The 12,910-nt window shown below is 61.7% G+C and carries 13 protein-coding genes and 1 pseudogene; 4 read left to right on the top strand and 10 right to left on the bottom strand.

Translation table 11 applies throughout. From position 1 onward, the window contains the following. Positions 1-85 precede the first annotated feature (85 nt). From secB to VRB54_RS01495, 3 genes are read right to left on the bottom strand one after another with little or no spacing between them, the layout of a single operon-like run. Positions 86-565, bottom strand: coding sequence for a protein-export chaperone SecB (gene secB / locus VRB54_RS01505; protein ID WP_057008561.1), 480 nt, complete (start codon positions 563-565; stop codon positions 86-88). 39 nt (positions 566-604) lie between these two features. Continuing rightward, positions 605-856 carry a glutaredoxin 3 gene (grxC, locus tag VRB54_RS01500; protein WP_338479254.1) on the bottom strand — a complete coding sequence of 84 codons (252 nt, stop codon included), beginning with the start codon at positions 854-856 and terminating at the stop codon, positions 605-607. A 1-nt stretch (position 857) separates the two neighbouring features. After that, positions 858-1,271, bottom strand: coding sequence for a rhodanese-like domain-containing protein (locus VRB54_RS01495; protein ID WP_003237494.1), 414 nt, complete (start codon positions 1,269-1,271; stop codon positions 858-860). 150 nt (positions 1,272-1,421) lie between these two features. On the opposite strand from VRB54_RS01495, the gene gpmI reads away from it, so the two are divergent. The 4 genes and pseudogenes from gpmI to VRB54_RS01475 all read left to right on the top strand — a co-directional run bounded on the left by gpmI (position 1,422) and on the right by VRB54_RS01475 (position 6,570). Continuing rightward, positions 1,422-2,948: a 2,3-bisphosphoglycerate-independent phosphoglycerate mutase gene (gene gpmI, locus VRB54_RS01490; RefSeq protein ID WP_338479253.1), complete on the top strand. Its 1,527-nt coding sequence runs from the start codon at positions 1,422-1,424 to the stop codon at positions 2,946-2,948. A gap of 196 nt (positions 2,949-3,144) precedes the next feature. After that, positions 3,145-4,436, top strand: a pseudogene (locus VRB54_RS01485) (murein hydrolase activator EnvC family protein). Between the two features lie 30 nt (positions 4,437-4,466). Continuing rightward, positions 4,467-5,795 carry a S41 family peptidase gene (locus VRB54_RS01480; protein WP_338479252.1) on the top strand — a complete coding sequence of 443 codons (1,329 nt, stop codon included), beginning with the start codon at positions 4,467-4,469 and terminating at the stop codon, positions 5,793-5,795. 1 nt (position 5,796) lies between these two features. Beyond that, positions 5,797-6,570 (top strand): divergent polysaccharide deacetylase family protein, encoded by a 774-nt coding sequence (locus VRB54_RS01475; protein ID WP_338479251.1) that lies wholly within the window; start codon positions 5,797-5,799, stop codon positions 6,568-6,570. Between the two features lie 523 nt (positions 6,571-7,093). On the opposite strand, the gene VRB54_RS01470 is transcribed toward VRB54_RS01475, so the two are convergent. The 7 genes from VRB54_RS01470 to VRB54_RS01440 form a co-directional block, all read right to left on the bottom strand. Further along, the gene (locus VRB54_RS01470) at positions 7,094-7,840 is read right to left on the bottom strand and encodes an ABC transporter substrate-binding protein (RefSeq protein WP_338479250.1); all 747 of its coding nucleotides are present in this window, start codon (positions 7,838-7,840) and stop codon (positions 7,094-7,096) included. 66 nt (positions 7,841-7,906) lie between these two features. Further along, on the bottom strand, positions 7,907-8,677 hold the full coding sequence (gene hisF / locus VRB54_RS01465; protein WP_338479249.1) for an imidazole glycerol phosphate synthase subunit HisF: 771 nt from the start codon (positions 8,675-8,677) through the stop codon (positions 7,907-7,909). An 83-nt stretch (positions 8,678-8,760) separates the two neighbouring features. Continuing rightward, positions 8,761-9,510: a 1-(5-phosphoribosyl)-5-[(5-phosphoribosylamino)methylideneamino]imidazole-4-carboxamide isomerase gene (gene hisA / locus VRB54_RS01460; protein ID WP_338479248.1), complete on the bottom strand. Its 750-nt coding sequence runs from the start codon at positions 9,508-9,510 to the stop codon at positions 8,761-8,763. 39 nt (positions 9,511-9,549) lie between these two features. Continuing rightward, entirely contained in the window at positions 9,550-9,807 is a 258-nt protein-coding gene (locus VRB54_RS01455) for a DUF2164 domain-containing protein (RefSeq protein WP_231422697.1), read from the bottom strand. Then, entirely contained in the window at positions 9,807-10,445 is a 639-nt protein-coding gene (hisH, locus tag VRB54_RS01450; RefSeq protein ID WP_338479247.1) for an imidazole glycerol phosphate synthase subunit HisH, read from the bottom strand. The genes VRB54_RS01455 and hisH overlap by 1 nt, the downstream gene beginning before the upstream one ends. Then, a complete protein-coding gene (hisB, locus tag VRB54_RS01445; RefSeq protein WP_003237513.1) occupies positions 10,445-11,038 on the bottom strand; it encodes an imidazoleglycerol-phosphate dehydratase HisB in 594 nt (197 codons plus the stop codon). The genes hisH and hisB overlap by 1 nt, the downstream gene beginning before the upstream one ends. A 196-nt stretch (positions 11,039-11,234) precedes the next feature. Continuing rightward, positions 11,235-12,869: an OFA family MFS transporter gene (locus VRB54_RS01440; protein ID WP_209987433.1), complete on the bottom strand. Its 1,635-nt coding sequence runs from the start codon at positions 12,867-12,869 to the stop codon at positions 11,235-11,237. Positions 12,870-12,910: the final 41 nt, after the last annotated feature.

The following is a 12,910-nucleotide window of genomic DNA, read 5'->3' as shown; positions in this document are numbered from 1 at the left end:
CCGATAGCGGTGGATCAGCCAGCTTATCTGTAGCTGACCCACTGCAATCGGGGCAAGCCCCCTCCCACATTTTTACAGCATCGACTTATTGAACGGTCGACGTGCCTTCCTGTTGCATGCGTTGCAGCTCTTGCGCGTACAGCGCATCGAAGTTCACCGGAGCCAGCATCAGCGCCGGGAACGAGCCACGGGTAACGAGGCTGTCCAGGGTCTCACGGGCATACGGGAACAGGATGTTCGGGCAGAACGCGCCCAGGGTGTGGCTCATGGACGCTTCGTCCAGGCCCTGGATCAGGAAGATACCGGCCTGTTGCACTTCAGCGATGAAGGCCACTTCTTCACCGTTCTTGACGGTAACCGACAGGGTCAGCACGACTTCATGGAAGTCACCTTCCAGCGCCTTTTGACGGGTGTTCAGGTCCAGCGCAACGCTTGGGGTCCATTCCTGACGGAAGATGGCCGGGCTTTTCGGTGCTTCGAACGACAGGTCACGCACGTAGATGCGCTGCAGCGAAAATTGTGGGCCTTGGGCTTCTGCTGCTTCGGTGTTCTGTTGGTCAGTCATCGCAGGTCCTTGATCTTGGGGGCTGTTAGGGGTTGGGAGTCAGGCGAGCAGCGCATCGAGCTTGCCGCCGCGCTCAAGGGCAAACAGGTCGTCGCAACCACCGATGTGTCTGTCGCCGATCCAGATCTGCGGGACCGACGTGCGGCCAGCCTTCCTGGCCATTTCGGCGCGCACTTGCGGCTTGCCATCGACCTTGATCTCGTCGAAGGCCACCTTCTTGCTCTGAAGCAATTGCTTGGCTCGAATACAAAAAGGGCAATAATCGCTGGAATACACGACAACCTGGCTCATATCACTTCACCAGCGGCAGGTTATCGGCCTTCCAGCTGCCGATACCGCCAGACAGCTTGGCAGCGGTGAAACCGAGCTTGAGCATTTCGCGAGCGTGGGTGCCGGCGTGCTGGCCCTGGGCATCGACCAGGATGATGGTCTTGGCCTTGTGCTTTTCAAGCTCCGGCAGGCGCGCAATCAGCTTGTCCTGGGGAATGTTCAGGGCACCGACGATGTGACCGGCGGCGAAATCCTTGGCCGGGCGAATGTCCACCACGACGGCCTCGTCCTTGTTGACCAGCGAGGTCAGCTCCGACGTGCTCAGGCTGCGGCCACCACGGCTCATCTCGTGAGCGATCAGCAGCGCCAGCAGGATGACGAAGGCACCCACGAGCAGATAGTGGGCAGTGGCAAATGCAATCAGGTGATCAACCATCAAGGAGGTTCCAGGGCGTTAAAATGGCGGTAAGTATACACAGCCGTCAGGGGGGCCAACCCCTGTAAAGCGGTGACTCAGTCTGAACTTCGCTTTAAACTGCCACTCACTTTTCAAACGCCTTCCTTTATTACCGCCGCGAGAGGATCTATGACTACCACGCCTAAACCTTTGGTCCTGATAATTCTCGATGGCTTCGGACACAGTGAAAGCCACCACGACAACGCGGTATACGCGGCGCGCAAGCCGGTGCTGGACCGCCTCACCGCCACCGTGCCCAACGGCCTGATCTCCGGATCAGGCATGGACGTGGGTCTGCCGGACGGCCAGATGGGCAACTCGGAAGTCGGCCACATGAACCTCGGCGCCGGACGAGTGGTATACCAGGACTTCACCCGCGTCACCAAAGCGATCCGCGACGGCGAGTTCTTCGAGAACCCGACCATCTGCGCAGCGGTCGATAAAGCAGTGGCCGCCGGCAAGGCCGTGCACTTCATGGGCCTGTTGTCCGACGGCGGCGTACACAGCCATCAGGACCACTTGGTCGCGATGGCCGAGCTTGCCTTCAAGCGCGGCGCCGAGAAGATCTACCTGCACGCCTTCCTGGATGGCCGCGACACTCCGCCAAAAAGCGCGCAGTCGTCCATCGAACTGCTGGACGCCACCTTCGCCGCGCTGGGCAAGGGCCGCATTGCCAGCCTGGTCGGGCGTTACTTCGCCATGGACCGCGACAACCGCTGGGACCGCGTCGCCCAGGCCTACAACCTGATCGTTGACGGCCAGGCCGACTTCAATGCCGCCACCGCCCAGCAAGGCCTTGAAGCCGCCTATGCGCGTGGCGAGAGCGACGAGTTCGTCAAGGCCACCACCATCGGCGAGCCGGTGAAGGTCGAAGACGGCGACGCCGTGGTGTTCATGAACTTCCGCGCCGACCGCGCCCGCGAGCTGAGCCGCGTGTTTGTCGAAGATAGCTTCAAGGAGTTCGAGCGCGCGCGCCAGCCCAAAGTCCAGTACGTGGGCCTGACCCAATACGCGGCCAGCATACCGGCCCCCGCCGCCTTTGCCGCGAGCAGCCTGGACAACGTGCTGGGCGATTACCTGGCCAAAAACGGCAAAACCCAATTGCGCATCGCCGAGACCGAGAAGTACGCCCACGTGACGTTCTTCTTCTCCGGCGGGCGCGAAGAACCGTTCCCGGGTGAAGAGCGCATCCTGATCCCATCGCCAAAAGTGGCCACCTACGACCTGCAGCCGGAAATGAGCGCGCCGGAGGTGACCGACAAAATCGTCGATGCCATCGAGCACCAGCGTTATGACGTGATCGTGGTCAACTACGCCAACGGCGACATGGTCGGCCACAGCGGCAACCTGCAAGCGGCGACCAAGGCCGTGGAATGCCTGGACCTGTGCGTGGGTCGCATTGTGGATGCGCTGGAAAAGGTCGGCGGCGAAGCCCTGATCACCGCCGACCACGGCAATTGCGAGCAGATGTCCGACGAATCCACCGGCCAAGCCCACACCGCCCACACCACCGAGCCGGTGCCGTTCATCTATGTCGGCAAGCGCGACTTCAAGGTGCGTCACGGCGGCGTGCTGGCGGATGTGGCGCCGACCATGCTGATGCTGATGGGGATGGAGAAGCCCAAAGAGATGACCGGGACCTCGATCCTGGTCTAAGTCTATAAAACACCAAAGGACAGTGTGGGAGGGGGCCTGCTCCCTCCCACCTGTACTTTCAGTGTTTGGTCGATATCTTTTCGCCACACTCGCGCCACTCGGCGCCTAACTTGCTCGCGAGTCCCAATTGGGCGTTTTTTTTGCCGCGCTTGGCGGGCATACTAGGCCGTCCATTTCCCTGGTGTCGCCCGCCTCTATGCTTCGCGCCTTGATTACCCTTGCTCTTGTCTGCCTGCTCCAACCGGCGTTTGCCGATGAGCGCGCACAAACCCAACAACAGTTGGACGCTACGCGTCAGGACATTACCGAGCTGAAAAAACTGCTCGGCAAGCTTCAGGAAGAAAAATCCGGGGTGCAGAAAGACCTGCGCGGTACGGAAACCGAGATGGGCAAGCTGGAGAAGCAAGTCCAGGAGCTGCAAAAAGAACTAAAGAAGAGCGAGTCGGAACTGGAGCGACTCGACGCTGAGAAAAAACTCCAGAGCGCACGCGTTGAACAGCAACGCCTGATTGCGATCCAGGCCCGCGCCGCTTACCAGAGCGGCCGCCAGGAATACCTCAAGCTGCTGCTCAATCAGCAGAACCCCGAGAAATTCGCACGTACCCTGACCTATTACGATTACCTGAGCAAAGCCCGACTGGAGCAACTGAAGGGGTTCAACGAAACCCTGCGCCAGCTGGCCAATGTCGAACAGGAAATCGCCGACCAGCAATCGCAGCTGCTCGACCAGAAAACCGTCCTCGATACCCAGCGTGATCAGCTCGACAAGGTACGCAAGGAGCGCCAACTGGCCCTTGCCAAGCTCAACGACGACGTCAAGGCCCGCGACGCCAAGTTGCAGGCCCGCGTGCAGGACCAGGCCGACCTGGCCAAGGTGCTCAAGACCATCGAGGAAACCCTGGCCCGCCAGGCTCGCGAGGCTGAAGAGGCGCGGCAAAAAGCGCTGATCGCCCAGCAGGAAGCCGAAAAAAGCGCCAGCGTGAGGCCGAACAGGCGGCCACCACCGACGCGCCAGCGCCGCGTAAACCGGCGCGTGCAGCGCCCGGCCCGATGGTTTCCAGCACCGGCGAGTCGTTCGGCGGCCCTTTTGCTTCAGCACGCGGCAAACTTCCATGGCCGGTTGATGGTCGATTACTGGCACGCTTTGGTGAAACCCGTGGCGATGACACCCGCGCCAAGTGGGATGGCGTGATGATCAGCGCCGCTGCCGGCAGCCAGGTCCACGCCGTTCACGGTGGGCGCGTGGTGTTCGCCGATTGGCTGCGCGGCGCTGGCCTGCTGGTGATTCTTGACCACGGCAATGGCTATTTGAGCCTTTACGGCCACAATCAGACATTACTCAAGTCGGCAGGTGATGTTGTAAAAGCCGGTGAATCCATCTCCACTGTGGGTAACAGTGGTGGCCAGGAAACCCCGGCGCTGTACTTCGCTATTCGTCAGCAGGGCCGCCCGAGCGACCCTGCACAATGGTGCCGTTCCCAAGGATAGGGCCGTACCTACATTAGGAGTTCGTTCGACATGCTGCATTTGTCCCGCCTCACTTCGCTGGCCCTGACGATCGCCCTGGTGACCGGCGCGCCGCTGGCTTTCGCCGATCAGGCCGCTGCGGCCGCACCGGCCGCCACAGCCGCGAGCTCTGCCGCGACCACCAAGGCGCCGTTGCCGCTGGACGAGCTGCGCACCTTTGCCGAGGTCATGGACCGCATCAAGGCAGCCTATGTCGAACCGGTAGACGACAAGACCCTGCTGGAAAATGCCATCAAGGGCATGCTCAGCAACCTCGACCCGCATTCTGCTTACCTTGGCCCGGAAGATTTCGCCGAGCTGCAGGAAAGCACCAGCGGTGAGTTCGGTGGCCTGGGCATTGAAGTTGGCGCCGAAGACGGCCAGATCAAAGTGGTCTCGCCAATCGACGACACGCCGGCGTCCAAGGCCGGCATCCAGGCCGGCGACTTGATCGTCAAGATCAACGGCCAGCCTACCCGTGGCCAGACCATGACCGAAGCCGTCGACAAGATGCGCGGCAAGCTCGGCCAGAAAATCACCCTGACCCTGGTGCGCGACGGCGGCAACCCGTTTGACGTGACCCTGGCCCGCGCGACCATCACGGTCAAGAGTGTGAAGAGCCAGTTGCTGGAGTCGGGCTACGGCTACATCCGCATCACTCAGTTCCAGGTCAAGACCGGCGACGAAGTGGCCAAGGCCCTGGCCAAGCTGCGCAAGGACAACGGCAAGAAACTCAACGGCATCGTGCTCGACCTGCGCAACAACCCGGGCGGCGTGCTGCAATCGGCGGTGGAAGTGGTCGACCACTTCATCACCAAGGGCCTGATCGTCTACACCAAGGGTCGCATCGCCAATTCCGAGCTGCGTTTCTCGGCCACCGGCAACGACCTCAGCGAAAACGTGCCACTGGCCGTGCTGATCAACGGCGGCAGCGCCTCGGCCTCGGAAATTGTCGCCGGTGCCCTGCAGGACCAGAAGCGCGGCGTGCTGATGGGCACCACCAGTTTCGGCAAGGGTTCGGTGCAAACCGTGTTGCCGCTGAACAACGAACGCGCCCTGAAAATCACCACCGCGCTGTATTACACGCCCAACGGCCGCTCAATCCAGGCCCAGGGCATCGTGCCGGACATTGAGGTGCGCAAGGCCAAGATCACCAACGAGATCGACAGCGAGTACTACAAGGAGGCCGACCTGCAAGGTCACCTGGGCAATGGCAACGGCGGCGCCGACCAGCCTACCGGCAGCGGCGCCAAAGCCAAGCCGATGCCGCAGGACGACGACTATCAGCTGGCCCAGGCGTTGAGCCTGCTCAAGGGCCTGAGCATCACACGCAACCGTTGATATGCGCCTTGCCCTGATCGTCGCCGTGCTGTGCAGCCTGGCAGGTGTCGCCCACGCGACGCCTGCCGGCGAATCCCAAAAGGCCTACCTGACCCTGATCATCGACGACCTGGGGCAAAATTTGCCCCGGGATCGGCGCGTGCTGGCCCTGCCTGGGCCGGTCACCACCGCTATCATGCCCGACACCCCCCACGCCGCCGAATTCGCCCGCGAGGCCCACAAGGCCGGCAAGATCGTGATCCTGCACATGCCCATGGACCCGGCCACCGGCCCGTTCGCCTGGCACCCTGAATTGCCCATCGAAGAACTCGGCAAGCGCCTGGACGCCGCCTTCGAAGCCGTGCCTTTCACCGCTGGCATCAACAATCACATGGGCAGCCGCATGACCGCCCAGCCGCAGGCGATGGCCTGGCTGATGGGCGAGCTGCAGCGTCGTCACAAGTTCTTTGTCGACAGCCGTACCAGCGCGCAGACCGTCGCCGCCGCCGAGGCGCAGAAGATTGGCCTGGCCAGTGTCTCGCGGGATGTGTTTCTGGATGACGAACGCACTGAAGCGGCCATCACCACCCAACTGCAAACCGCGATCAAGCTGGCGCACAAGCAGGGATCGGTGGTGATGATCGGCCACCCTTATCCACAAACCCTGGCGGTGCTGGAGCGCGAACTGCCCCGGCTCAAGGCACAAGGCGTCGAATGGATCGATATCAAATCGATGATCAGCCTGCGCAGCAATCAGGCCATGGGCGGCCATGGCAAGAACGGCCAGTACCGTTAGACAAGATGGCGACATACCACTGTGGGAGCAGGATTGCCCTAATGCTATTCAGTTAAGAGCAGACCCCTATGTGAGCGGCGGTGTGCCTGGCCTGCGAAAGCGGTGCGTCAGTCAGCATCCATGTTTACCGGGCCGACGCCTTCGCAGGCAAGCCAGCTCTTATCAAACACAAAATAACGTATTGATTTTAAAACCTGAAGTTTCAGTCAGCCACATTCCTGTGGCGAGCGGGCTTGCCCCAATGCCGTTCAGTCAAGCGCAGATTCCCTGTGGCGAGCAGGCTTGTCCTGCGTTGGGCTGCGCAGCAGCCCCAAAACCAGGCGCTGAGCCGTATCAGGTACACCGCGTTTTGCTGGATTGGGGGCGCTTCGCACCCCAACGCGGGGCAAGCCCGCTCGCCACAGAGGCCCCAGTTTGCTGCGCGACAGCGCTAAGTCGAAGACTTGGCGGAGCCTCCCACATTTTTGACCGTGCTTGTCCCGCTGATTGCCGTGCTGCAGTCGTGGGAGCTGGTGACTGCAGGTTAAAGGTAGCGCGCCATGATCTCTTCGACCACGCCGTCTTTACGCAATTGATCCAGCGTGGCCTGAAGCTTGGCCACCAGCTCATCCGACACGTTCTTGTTCAGCGCGAGGTAGAGTTGCGCGCTGTTGAAGCGCAACACGGTCTTGAGCCCGGTCACGCCGACCTGGCGCGCAAGGTAGCGCCCGGCGGGATCGCCGGTGGCCCAGAGATCGATCTGGCCGTCCATGAGTCGTTGCGCATTGTCCTGATCGCGCAGCACAACCAGCGGCTTCAGGCCTTGCCTGTCCAGAGTCTGGGCAATGGCATCGCCCTTGTAGGCACCGATTTTATAGCGGCGCGCCTGCTCGAGGCTGTTGAGCTCAATCCTGCTGTCGGCCTTGGCCAGCAGCACCCAATCGTCCGGGCCGATGGGGCCGACCCATTTGAACAGCGCTTCACGCTCGGGCAGGCGCGCCATCACGAAGACGCCGTAGCCGGGCTTTTCCAGGGTGAGTTTATAGATGCGCTCCCATGGGAAACGCAGGGTGAGGTTGTAGGCAATGCCGGCGCGCTTGAAGGTCTCGCGCACGATATCTGCGGCGATGCCTTCGATGTTCTCGTCCCTGGCGAAATTCTTGCCGTTTTTTGCCATGTTGTAGGGCGGAAAATTTTCCGTCAGCAACACCATCGCGGCGTCAGAGGGTTCGTCGGCGTGGGCCGCACCTGCCAACAGCAGGGACGTGGCAAGCAGGAGTTGTTTGAACATGTAGGCTACCGGAATCCATGGCAAGCGCAGAGAGTGCCGCGCGCCTGCCATGCTGTCCAGCAACGTTTAGCGCACCACGATACCGCGCGCGGCCATGTAGGCCTTGGCCTCGGGAACGGTGTATTCGCCGAAGTGGAAAATGCTCGCCGCCAGCACTGCGCTGGCGTGGCCTTCGATCACGCCATCGGCCAGGTGCTGCAGGTTGCCGACGCCGCCGGAGGCGATCACCGGGATGCCGAGCGCGTCGCTGATGGCGCGGGTCACGCCCAGGTCAAAGCCGTTTTTCATGCCGTCCTGGTCCATGCTGGTCAGCAGGATTTCACCGGCGCCCAGGCCTTCCATCTTCATCGCCCACTCCACCGCGTCCAGGCCGGTAGGCCTGCGCCCGCCGTGGGTGAAGATCTCCCAGCGCAGGGTTTCGCCGGGGCCCGAGACTTTCTTGGCGTCGATAGCGACTACGATGCATTGCGAACCGAAGTGCTGCGCAGCCTCGCCGACGAACTCAGGGTTGAACACCGCGGCAGTGTTGATCGAGACCTTGTCGGCACCGGCATTGAGCAGGTTGCGAATATCCTGCACGGTACGCACGCCACCGCCCACTGTCAGCGGGATGAACACCTGGCTGGCCATGCGCTCGACGGTATGCAGCGTGGTGTCACGGCCGTCGACGCTGGCGGTGATGTCGAGAAAGGTAATCTCGTCGGCACCCTGCTCATCGTAGCGACGGGCGATTTCCACCGGGTCGCCGGCATCCCGGATGTTCTCGAACTTGACGCCCTTGACCACGCGACCGTTGTCGACGTCCAGGCAAGGGATGATGCGTTTGGCCAGCGCCATGGGCTTATCTCCGATAAGAGTTGCAAGCTTTGAGCTGCAAGCTGCAAGTAGAAGCGGGTCTGCTTTTACTTGCAGCTTGCAGCTTACAACTTGAAGCTGGCCTCATAGCCATCACACAGGGCCTGAGCTTCGGACACATCCAGGGTGCCCTCATAAATCGCACGGCCGGTGATGGCGCCGATGATGCCAGGCGCCTTGGCGTCCAGCAGCGACTTGATATCGCCCAGGTTATGGATGCCGCCGGAAGCAATCACCGGAATCTTCGTCGCGGCGGCCAGCGCAGCGGTAAACGGCACGTTGCAGCCCTGCATCATGCCGTCTTTGGCGATGTCGGTATAAACGATGGCGCAGACGCCGTCGGCTTCGAACTGTTTGGCCAGGTCGATCACCTGCACGGTGCTGATTTCAGCCCAGCCGTCGGTGGCGACGAAACCGTCCTTGGCATCCAGGCCCACGATCACCTTGCCCGGGAACGCGCGGCAGGCCTCGGCGACGAAGGCCGGGTCTTTCACGGCCTTGGTGCCGATGATCACGTAGCTCACGCCCGCCTTGACGTAGTGTTCGATGGTTTCCAGGGAGCGGATACCGCCACCGATCTGGATCGGCAGGTTGGGGTAGCGTTTGGCGATGGCGGTGACTACCTCACCATTGACCGGCTGGCCTTCGAACGCGCCGTTCAGGTCCACCAGATGCAGGCGACGGCAGCCCCCTTCCACCCACTTGGCGGCCATGCTCACCGGGTCATCGGAGAATACCGTGGAGTCTTCCATGCGGCCCTGGCGCAGACGTACGCAAGCGCCGTCCTTGAGATCGATAGCGGGGATAATCAGCATCTGGCAAACCTTATTCGATATTCAGCAATGCTTGGGAAATCAGGGTTTCTCAAGCGACCACAGGTCGCTTTCGAGGCTTTCGAACCTTTCTTTAAGGAGCGTCTGCGTGTCGAAAATCGCCCTGTTGTAATAGTGCGGCGCCACCTCAAGGGTGAACAGCTCAAGAATCTCGGCCACTTCGAACGAGCCCAGCGTGAGCTCGAAACGGTCCTGCATGAAGCGCTTGATCTTGTCGGTGGCCTCACGCTCCTGCTCGGGCGTGAGGGTCAAGATCGGTGCTTTGGCCTTCCTGGCCATTACCAGCGGCCATCCCACGCGGCGAAGTTCTGCAGCAATTGCAGGCCATGGGTATGGCTTTTTTCCGGATGGAACTGCACGGCAAAACGCGAACCTTCGGCCAGCGCTGCGGCGAAGTCGACGCCGTAATGCCCGCCGCCCGCCACCTGGCCCGCTTTACCGGCGGCGATGTAGTAGCTGTGCACGAAGTAGAAGCGCGCCATGTCCGGCACCTCATGCCACAACGGGTGATCCAGCGTCTGGCGCACTTCGTTCCAGCCCATGTGCGGGACTTTCAAGTGGGCGCCGTCTTCGTGCAGGTCTTTGCCGAAGAACTTCACCTCACCGGGGAACAGGCCGATGCAATCGACGCCATTGTTCTCTTCACTGCGATCCAGCAGGGCTTGCATGCCCACGCAGATACCGAGGAACGGACGGTCCTGGCTGACTTCACGCACCAGGCTGTCAAAGCCCAGGCGGCGAATCTCGGCCATGCAGTCGCGAATCGCGCCCACACCGGGGAACACCACGCGGTCGGCTTCGCGAATCACATCGGCATCGCTGGTGATCAGCACCTTGCCGGCACCCACGTGCTCGAGGGCCTTGGCCACCGAGTGCAGGTTGCCCATGCCGTAATCGATAACCGCGACCGTCTGCATTACAGGACGCCCTTGGTCGACGGCATTTGCCCGGCCATGCGATCGTCCAGCTCCACGGCCATGCGCAGCGCGCGGCCGAAGGCCTTGAACACGGTTTCGATCTGGTGGTGGGTGTTGGTGCCGCGCAGGTTGTCGATGTGCAGGCTGACGAGTGCGTGGTTGACGAACCCCTGGAAGAATTCCTGGAACAGGTCGACGTCGAAGCCGCCTACGGTGGCGCGGGTGTAAGGCACGTGCATCTGCAGGCCCGGGCGACCGGAAAAGTCGATAACCACGCGCGACAGCGCTTCATCCAGCGGGACATAGGCGTGGCCGTAGCGACGGATGCCTTTTTTGTCGCCGATGGCCTTGGCAAAGGCCTGGCCGAGGGTGATGCCCACGTCTTCCACCGTGTGGTGGTCGTCGATGTGCAGGTCGCCCTTGCTGACGATATCCAGGTCGATCAGCCCGTGACGGGCGATCTGGTCCAGCATGTGCTCAAGGAAGGGGACACCGATATCAAATCGGGCCTTTCCGGTGCCATCCAGGTTGATCGAGGCTTTGATCTGGGTTTCCAGAGTGTCGCGCTCGACGGACGCCATACGTTCGACCATCACCAGCTCCGCAAATCATTGGGCGAAAAAGGTGGCCATTATAGGGGTGCGGGCGGCAAACAGAAACATCGGAGGGGATAAGACTGATGGAGTGTCGGGGATAGACATGTGCATACAACTGGAACCCACTGATGCGAACTCGGCACCCCCAATGTGGGAGGGGGCTTGCTCCCTCCCACAAGGTATTGCGGTGTTATCAGTGGAACAGTACCGCCGTCTTCTGCAGGGTCACCCACACACCCCACGCCAACGGAATACCCACCACCAGCCAGGCGGCAATCGCCAGCGGCTTGCTGCCTGGGGAGGCTTTCCACTCCAGCACGGTGGAGGCATCAGCGCCCTTGTCATGGCCCAGCGCCTGTTCGGCAGCCAGTTCGGCGTCGCTCATGAAGTACTTGTCGGCCACCGGACGCACCAGCAGGTTGCAGATGAAGCCCAGCACTAAAAGACCGGCGAGGATGTACAAGGTGATGTCATAGGCCGCAGCGCGTTCAACGCCAATGCTCAATTGATATTCACGCAGGTAGTTCACCAGCACCGGGCCCAGCACGCCGGCCGCAGCCCAGGCGGTCAGCAAGCGACCGTGGATCGCACCGACCATTTGCGTACCGAACAGGTCGGCCAGGTAAGCCGGCACGGTGGCGAAACCGCCGCCGTACATCGACAGGATCACGCAGAACGCCGCCACGAACAGCGCCACGTTGCCCAGGTGCCCCAGGTTCGGAATCAGCGCGTACAGAGCAAAGCCCAGGGCGAAGAACACGAAGTAGGTGTTTTTGCGGCCCAGGTAGTCAGAGAACGACGCCCAGAAGAACCGGCCGCCGATGTTGAACAGGCTCAACAGACCGGTAAAGCCCGCCGCAATCGCAGCAATCGACGCCAGTTGCCCGGCATCCAACTGGCCAAACGGCACATTCACGCCCAGCAACTTGCCGCCGAACACTTCCTGCAGCAGCGGCGAAGCCATGCCCAGGATGCCGATACCGGCGGAAACGTTCAGGCACAGCACCAGCCACACCAGACGGAATTGCGGGGTTTTCCAGGCCACGTTTACGTGCACGTGACGGTGGGTGATCATCGCATTGCTGGCTTTTTTCGCCGGTGCCGTCCAGCCCTCAGGCTTCCAGCCGGTCGGCGGTACGCGGTAGGACAGTGCGCCGCCGATCATGAACACGAAGTAGATCGCAGCCATCACCAGGAAGCTCTGCCACACGCCCACGCTGGTTGGCGAAGCGAAGTGACCCATCAGCGCTGCGGCCAGGGGTGCACCCACCATCGCACCGCCGCCGAAGCCCATGATCGCCATGCCGGTGGCCATGCCGCGCTTGTCCGGGAACCACTTGATCAGGGTCGAAACGGGCGAGATATAACCCAGGCCCAGGCCGATACCGCCAATCACGCCGGAACCGATCCACATCAGCCAGATCTGGTGGGTATAGATACCCAGCGCCGAGATCAACAGGCCGCCGCACCAGCACAGGGCCGATACAACGCCAGCCTTGCGCGGCCCGGCGTGTTCCAGCCAGCCGCCCCAGATCGCTGCCGAGCAGCCCAGGAAAATGAAAAACAGGGTGTAGATCCAGCCCAGCATGGAGATGGGCCAGTCACACTGGGACGAAAAGACCTGCGTGATAAAGCTCATGTCCGGTGCACACGCGACCGGCGCAGTAATACCCAGCGCTTTGGACAGCGGCAGCCAGAACACCGAGAAGCCGTAGGCCATGCCGATGCACAGGTGGATGGCCAGGGCGGCCGGTGGAACCAGCCAGCGGTTGAACCCCGGCTTGGCGATAATGCGCTCCTTGGACAGGAACGCAGGCTTTGTGCTCATTGGTGTTTCCCCCAGTTGTTAGTATGTGTCCGTCAGGCGCT

This window comes from Pseudomonas trivialis (genome assembly GCF_036864995.1).
Lineage (GTDB): Bacteria > Pseudomonadota > Gammaproteobacteria > Pseudomonadales > Pseudomonadaceae > Aquipseudomonas > Aquipseudomonas trivialis.
The sequence above is the reverse complement of the archived record's forward strand: the minus strand, read 5'-3'. Positions and strand labels throughout refer to the sequence as shown.

Bases quoted from the DNA above. Each gene is read 5' to 3' on its own strand.
- hisF (WP_338479249.1), bottom strand. From the start codon at position 8,677: ATGGCGCTGGCCAAACGCATCATCCCTTGCCTGGACGTCGACAACGGT.
- VRB54_RS01495 (WP_003237494.1), bottom strand. From the start codon at position 1,271: ATGGTTGATCACCTGATTGCATTTGCCACTGCCCACTATCTGCTCGTG.
- hisB (WP_003237513.1), bottom strand. From the start codon at position 11,038: ATGGTCGAACGTATGGCGTCCGTCGAGCGCGACACTCTGGAAACCCAG.
- VRB54_RS01475 (WP_338479251.1), top strand. From the start codon at position 5,797: ATGCGCCTTGCCCTGATCGTCGCCGTGCTGTGCAGCCTGGCAGGTGTC.
- grxC (WP_338479254.1), bottom strand. From the start codon at position 856: ATGAGCCAGGTTGTCGTGTATTCCAGCGATTATTGCCCTTTTTGTATT.
- VRB54_RS01470 (WP_338479250.1), bottom strand. From the start codon at position 7,840: ATGTTCAAACAACTCCTGCTTGCCACGTCCCTGCTGTTGGCAGGTGCG.
- gpmI (WP_338479253.1), top strand. From the start codon at position 1,422: ATGACTACCACGCCTAAACCTTTGGTCCTGATAATTCTCGATGGCTTC.
- VRB54_RS01480 (WP_338479252.1), top strand. From the start codon at position 4,467: ATGCTGCATTTGTCCCGCCTCACTTCGCTGGCCCTGACGATCGCCCTG.
- VRB54_RS01455 (WP_231422697.1), bottom strand. From the start codon at position 9,807: ATGGCCAGGAAGGCCAAAGCACCGATCTTGACCCTCACGCCCGAGCAG.
- hisA (WP_338479248.1), bottom strand. From the start codon at position 9,510: ATGCTGATTATCCCCGCTATCGATCTCAAGGACGGCGCTTGCGTACGT.
- VRB54_RS01440 (WP_209987433.1), bottom strand. From the start codon at position 12,869: ATGAGCACAAAGCCTGCGTTCCTGTCCAAGGAGCGCATTATCGCCAAG.
- secB (WP_057008561.1), bottom strand. From the start codon at position 565: ATGACTGACCAACAGAACACCGAAGCAGCAGAAGCCCAAGGCCCACAA.
- hisH (WP_338479247.1), bottom strand. From the start codon at position 10,445: ATGCAGACGGTCGCGGTTATCGATTACGGCATGGGCAACCTGCACTCG.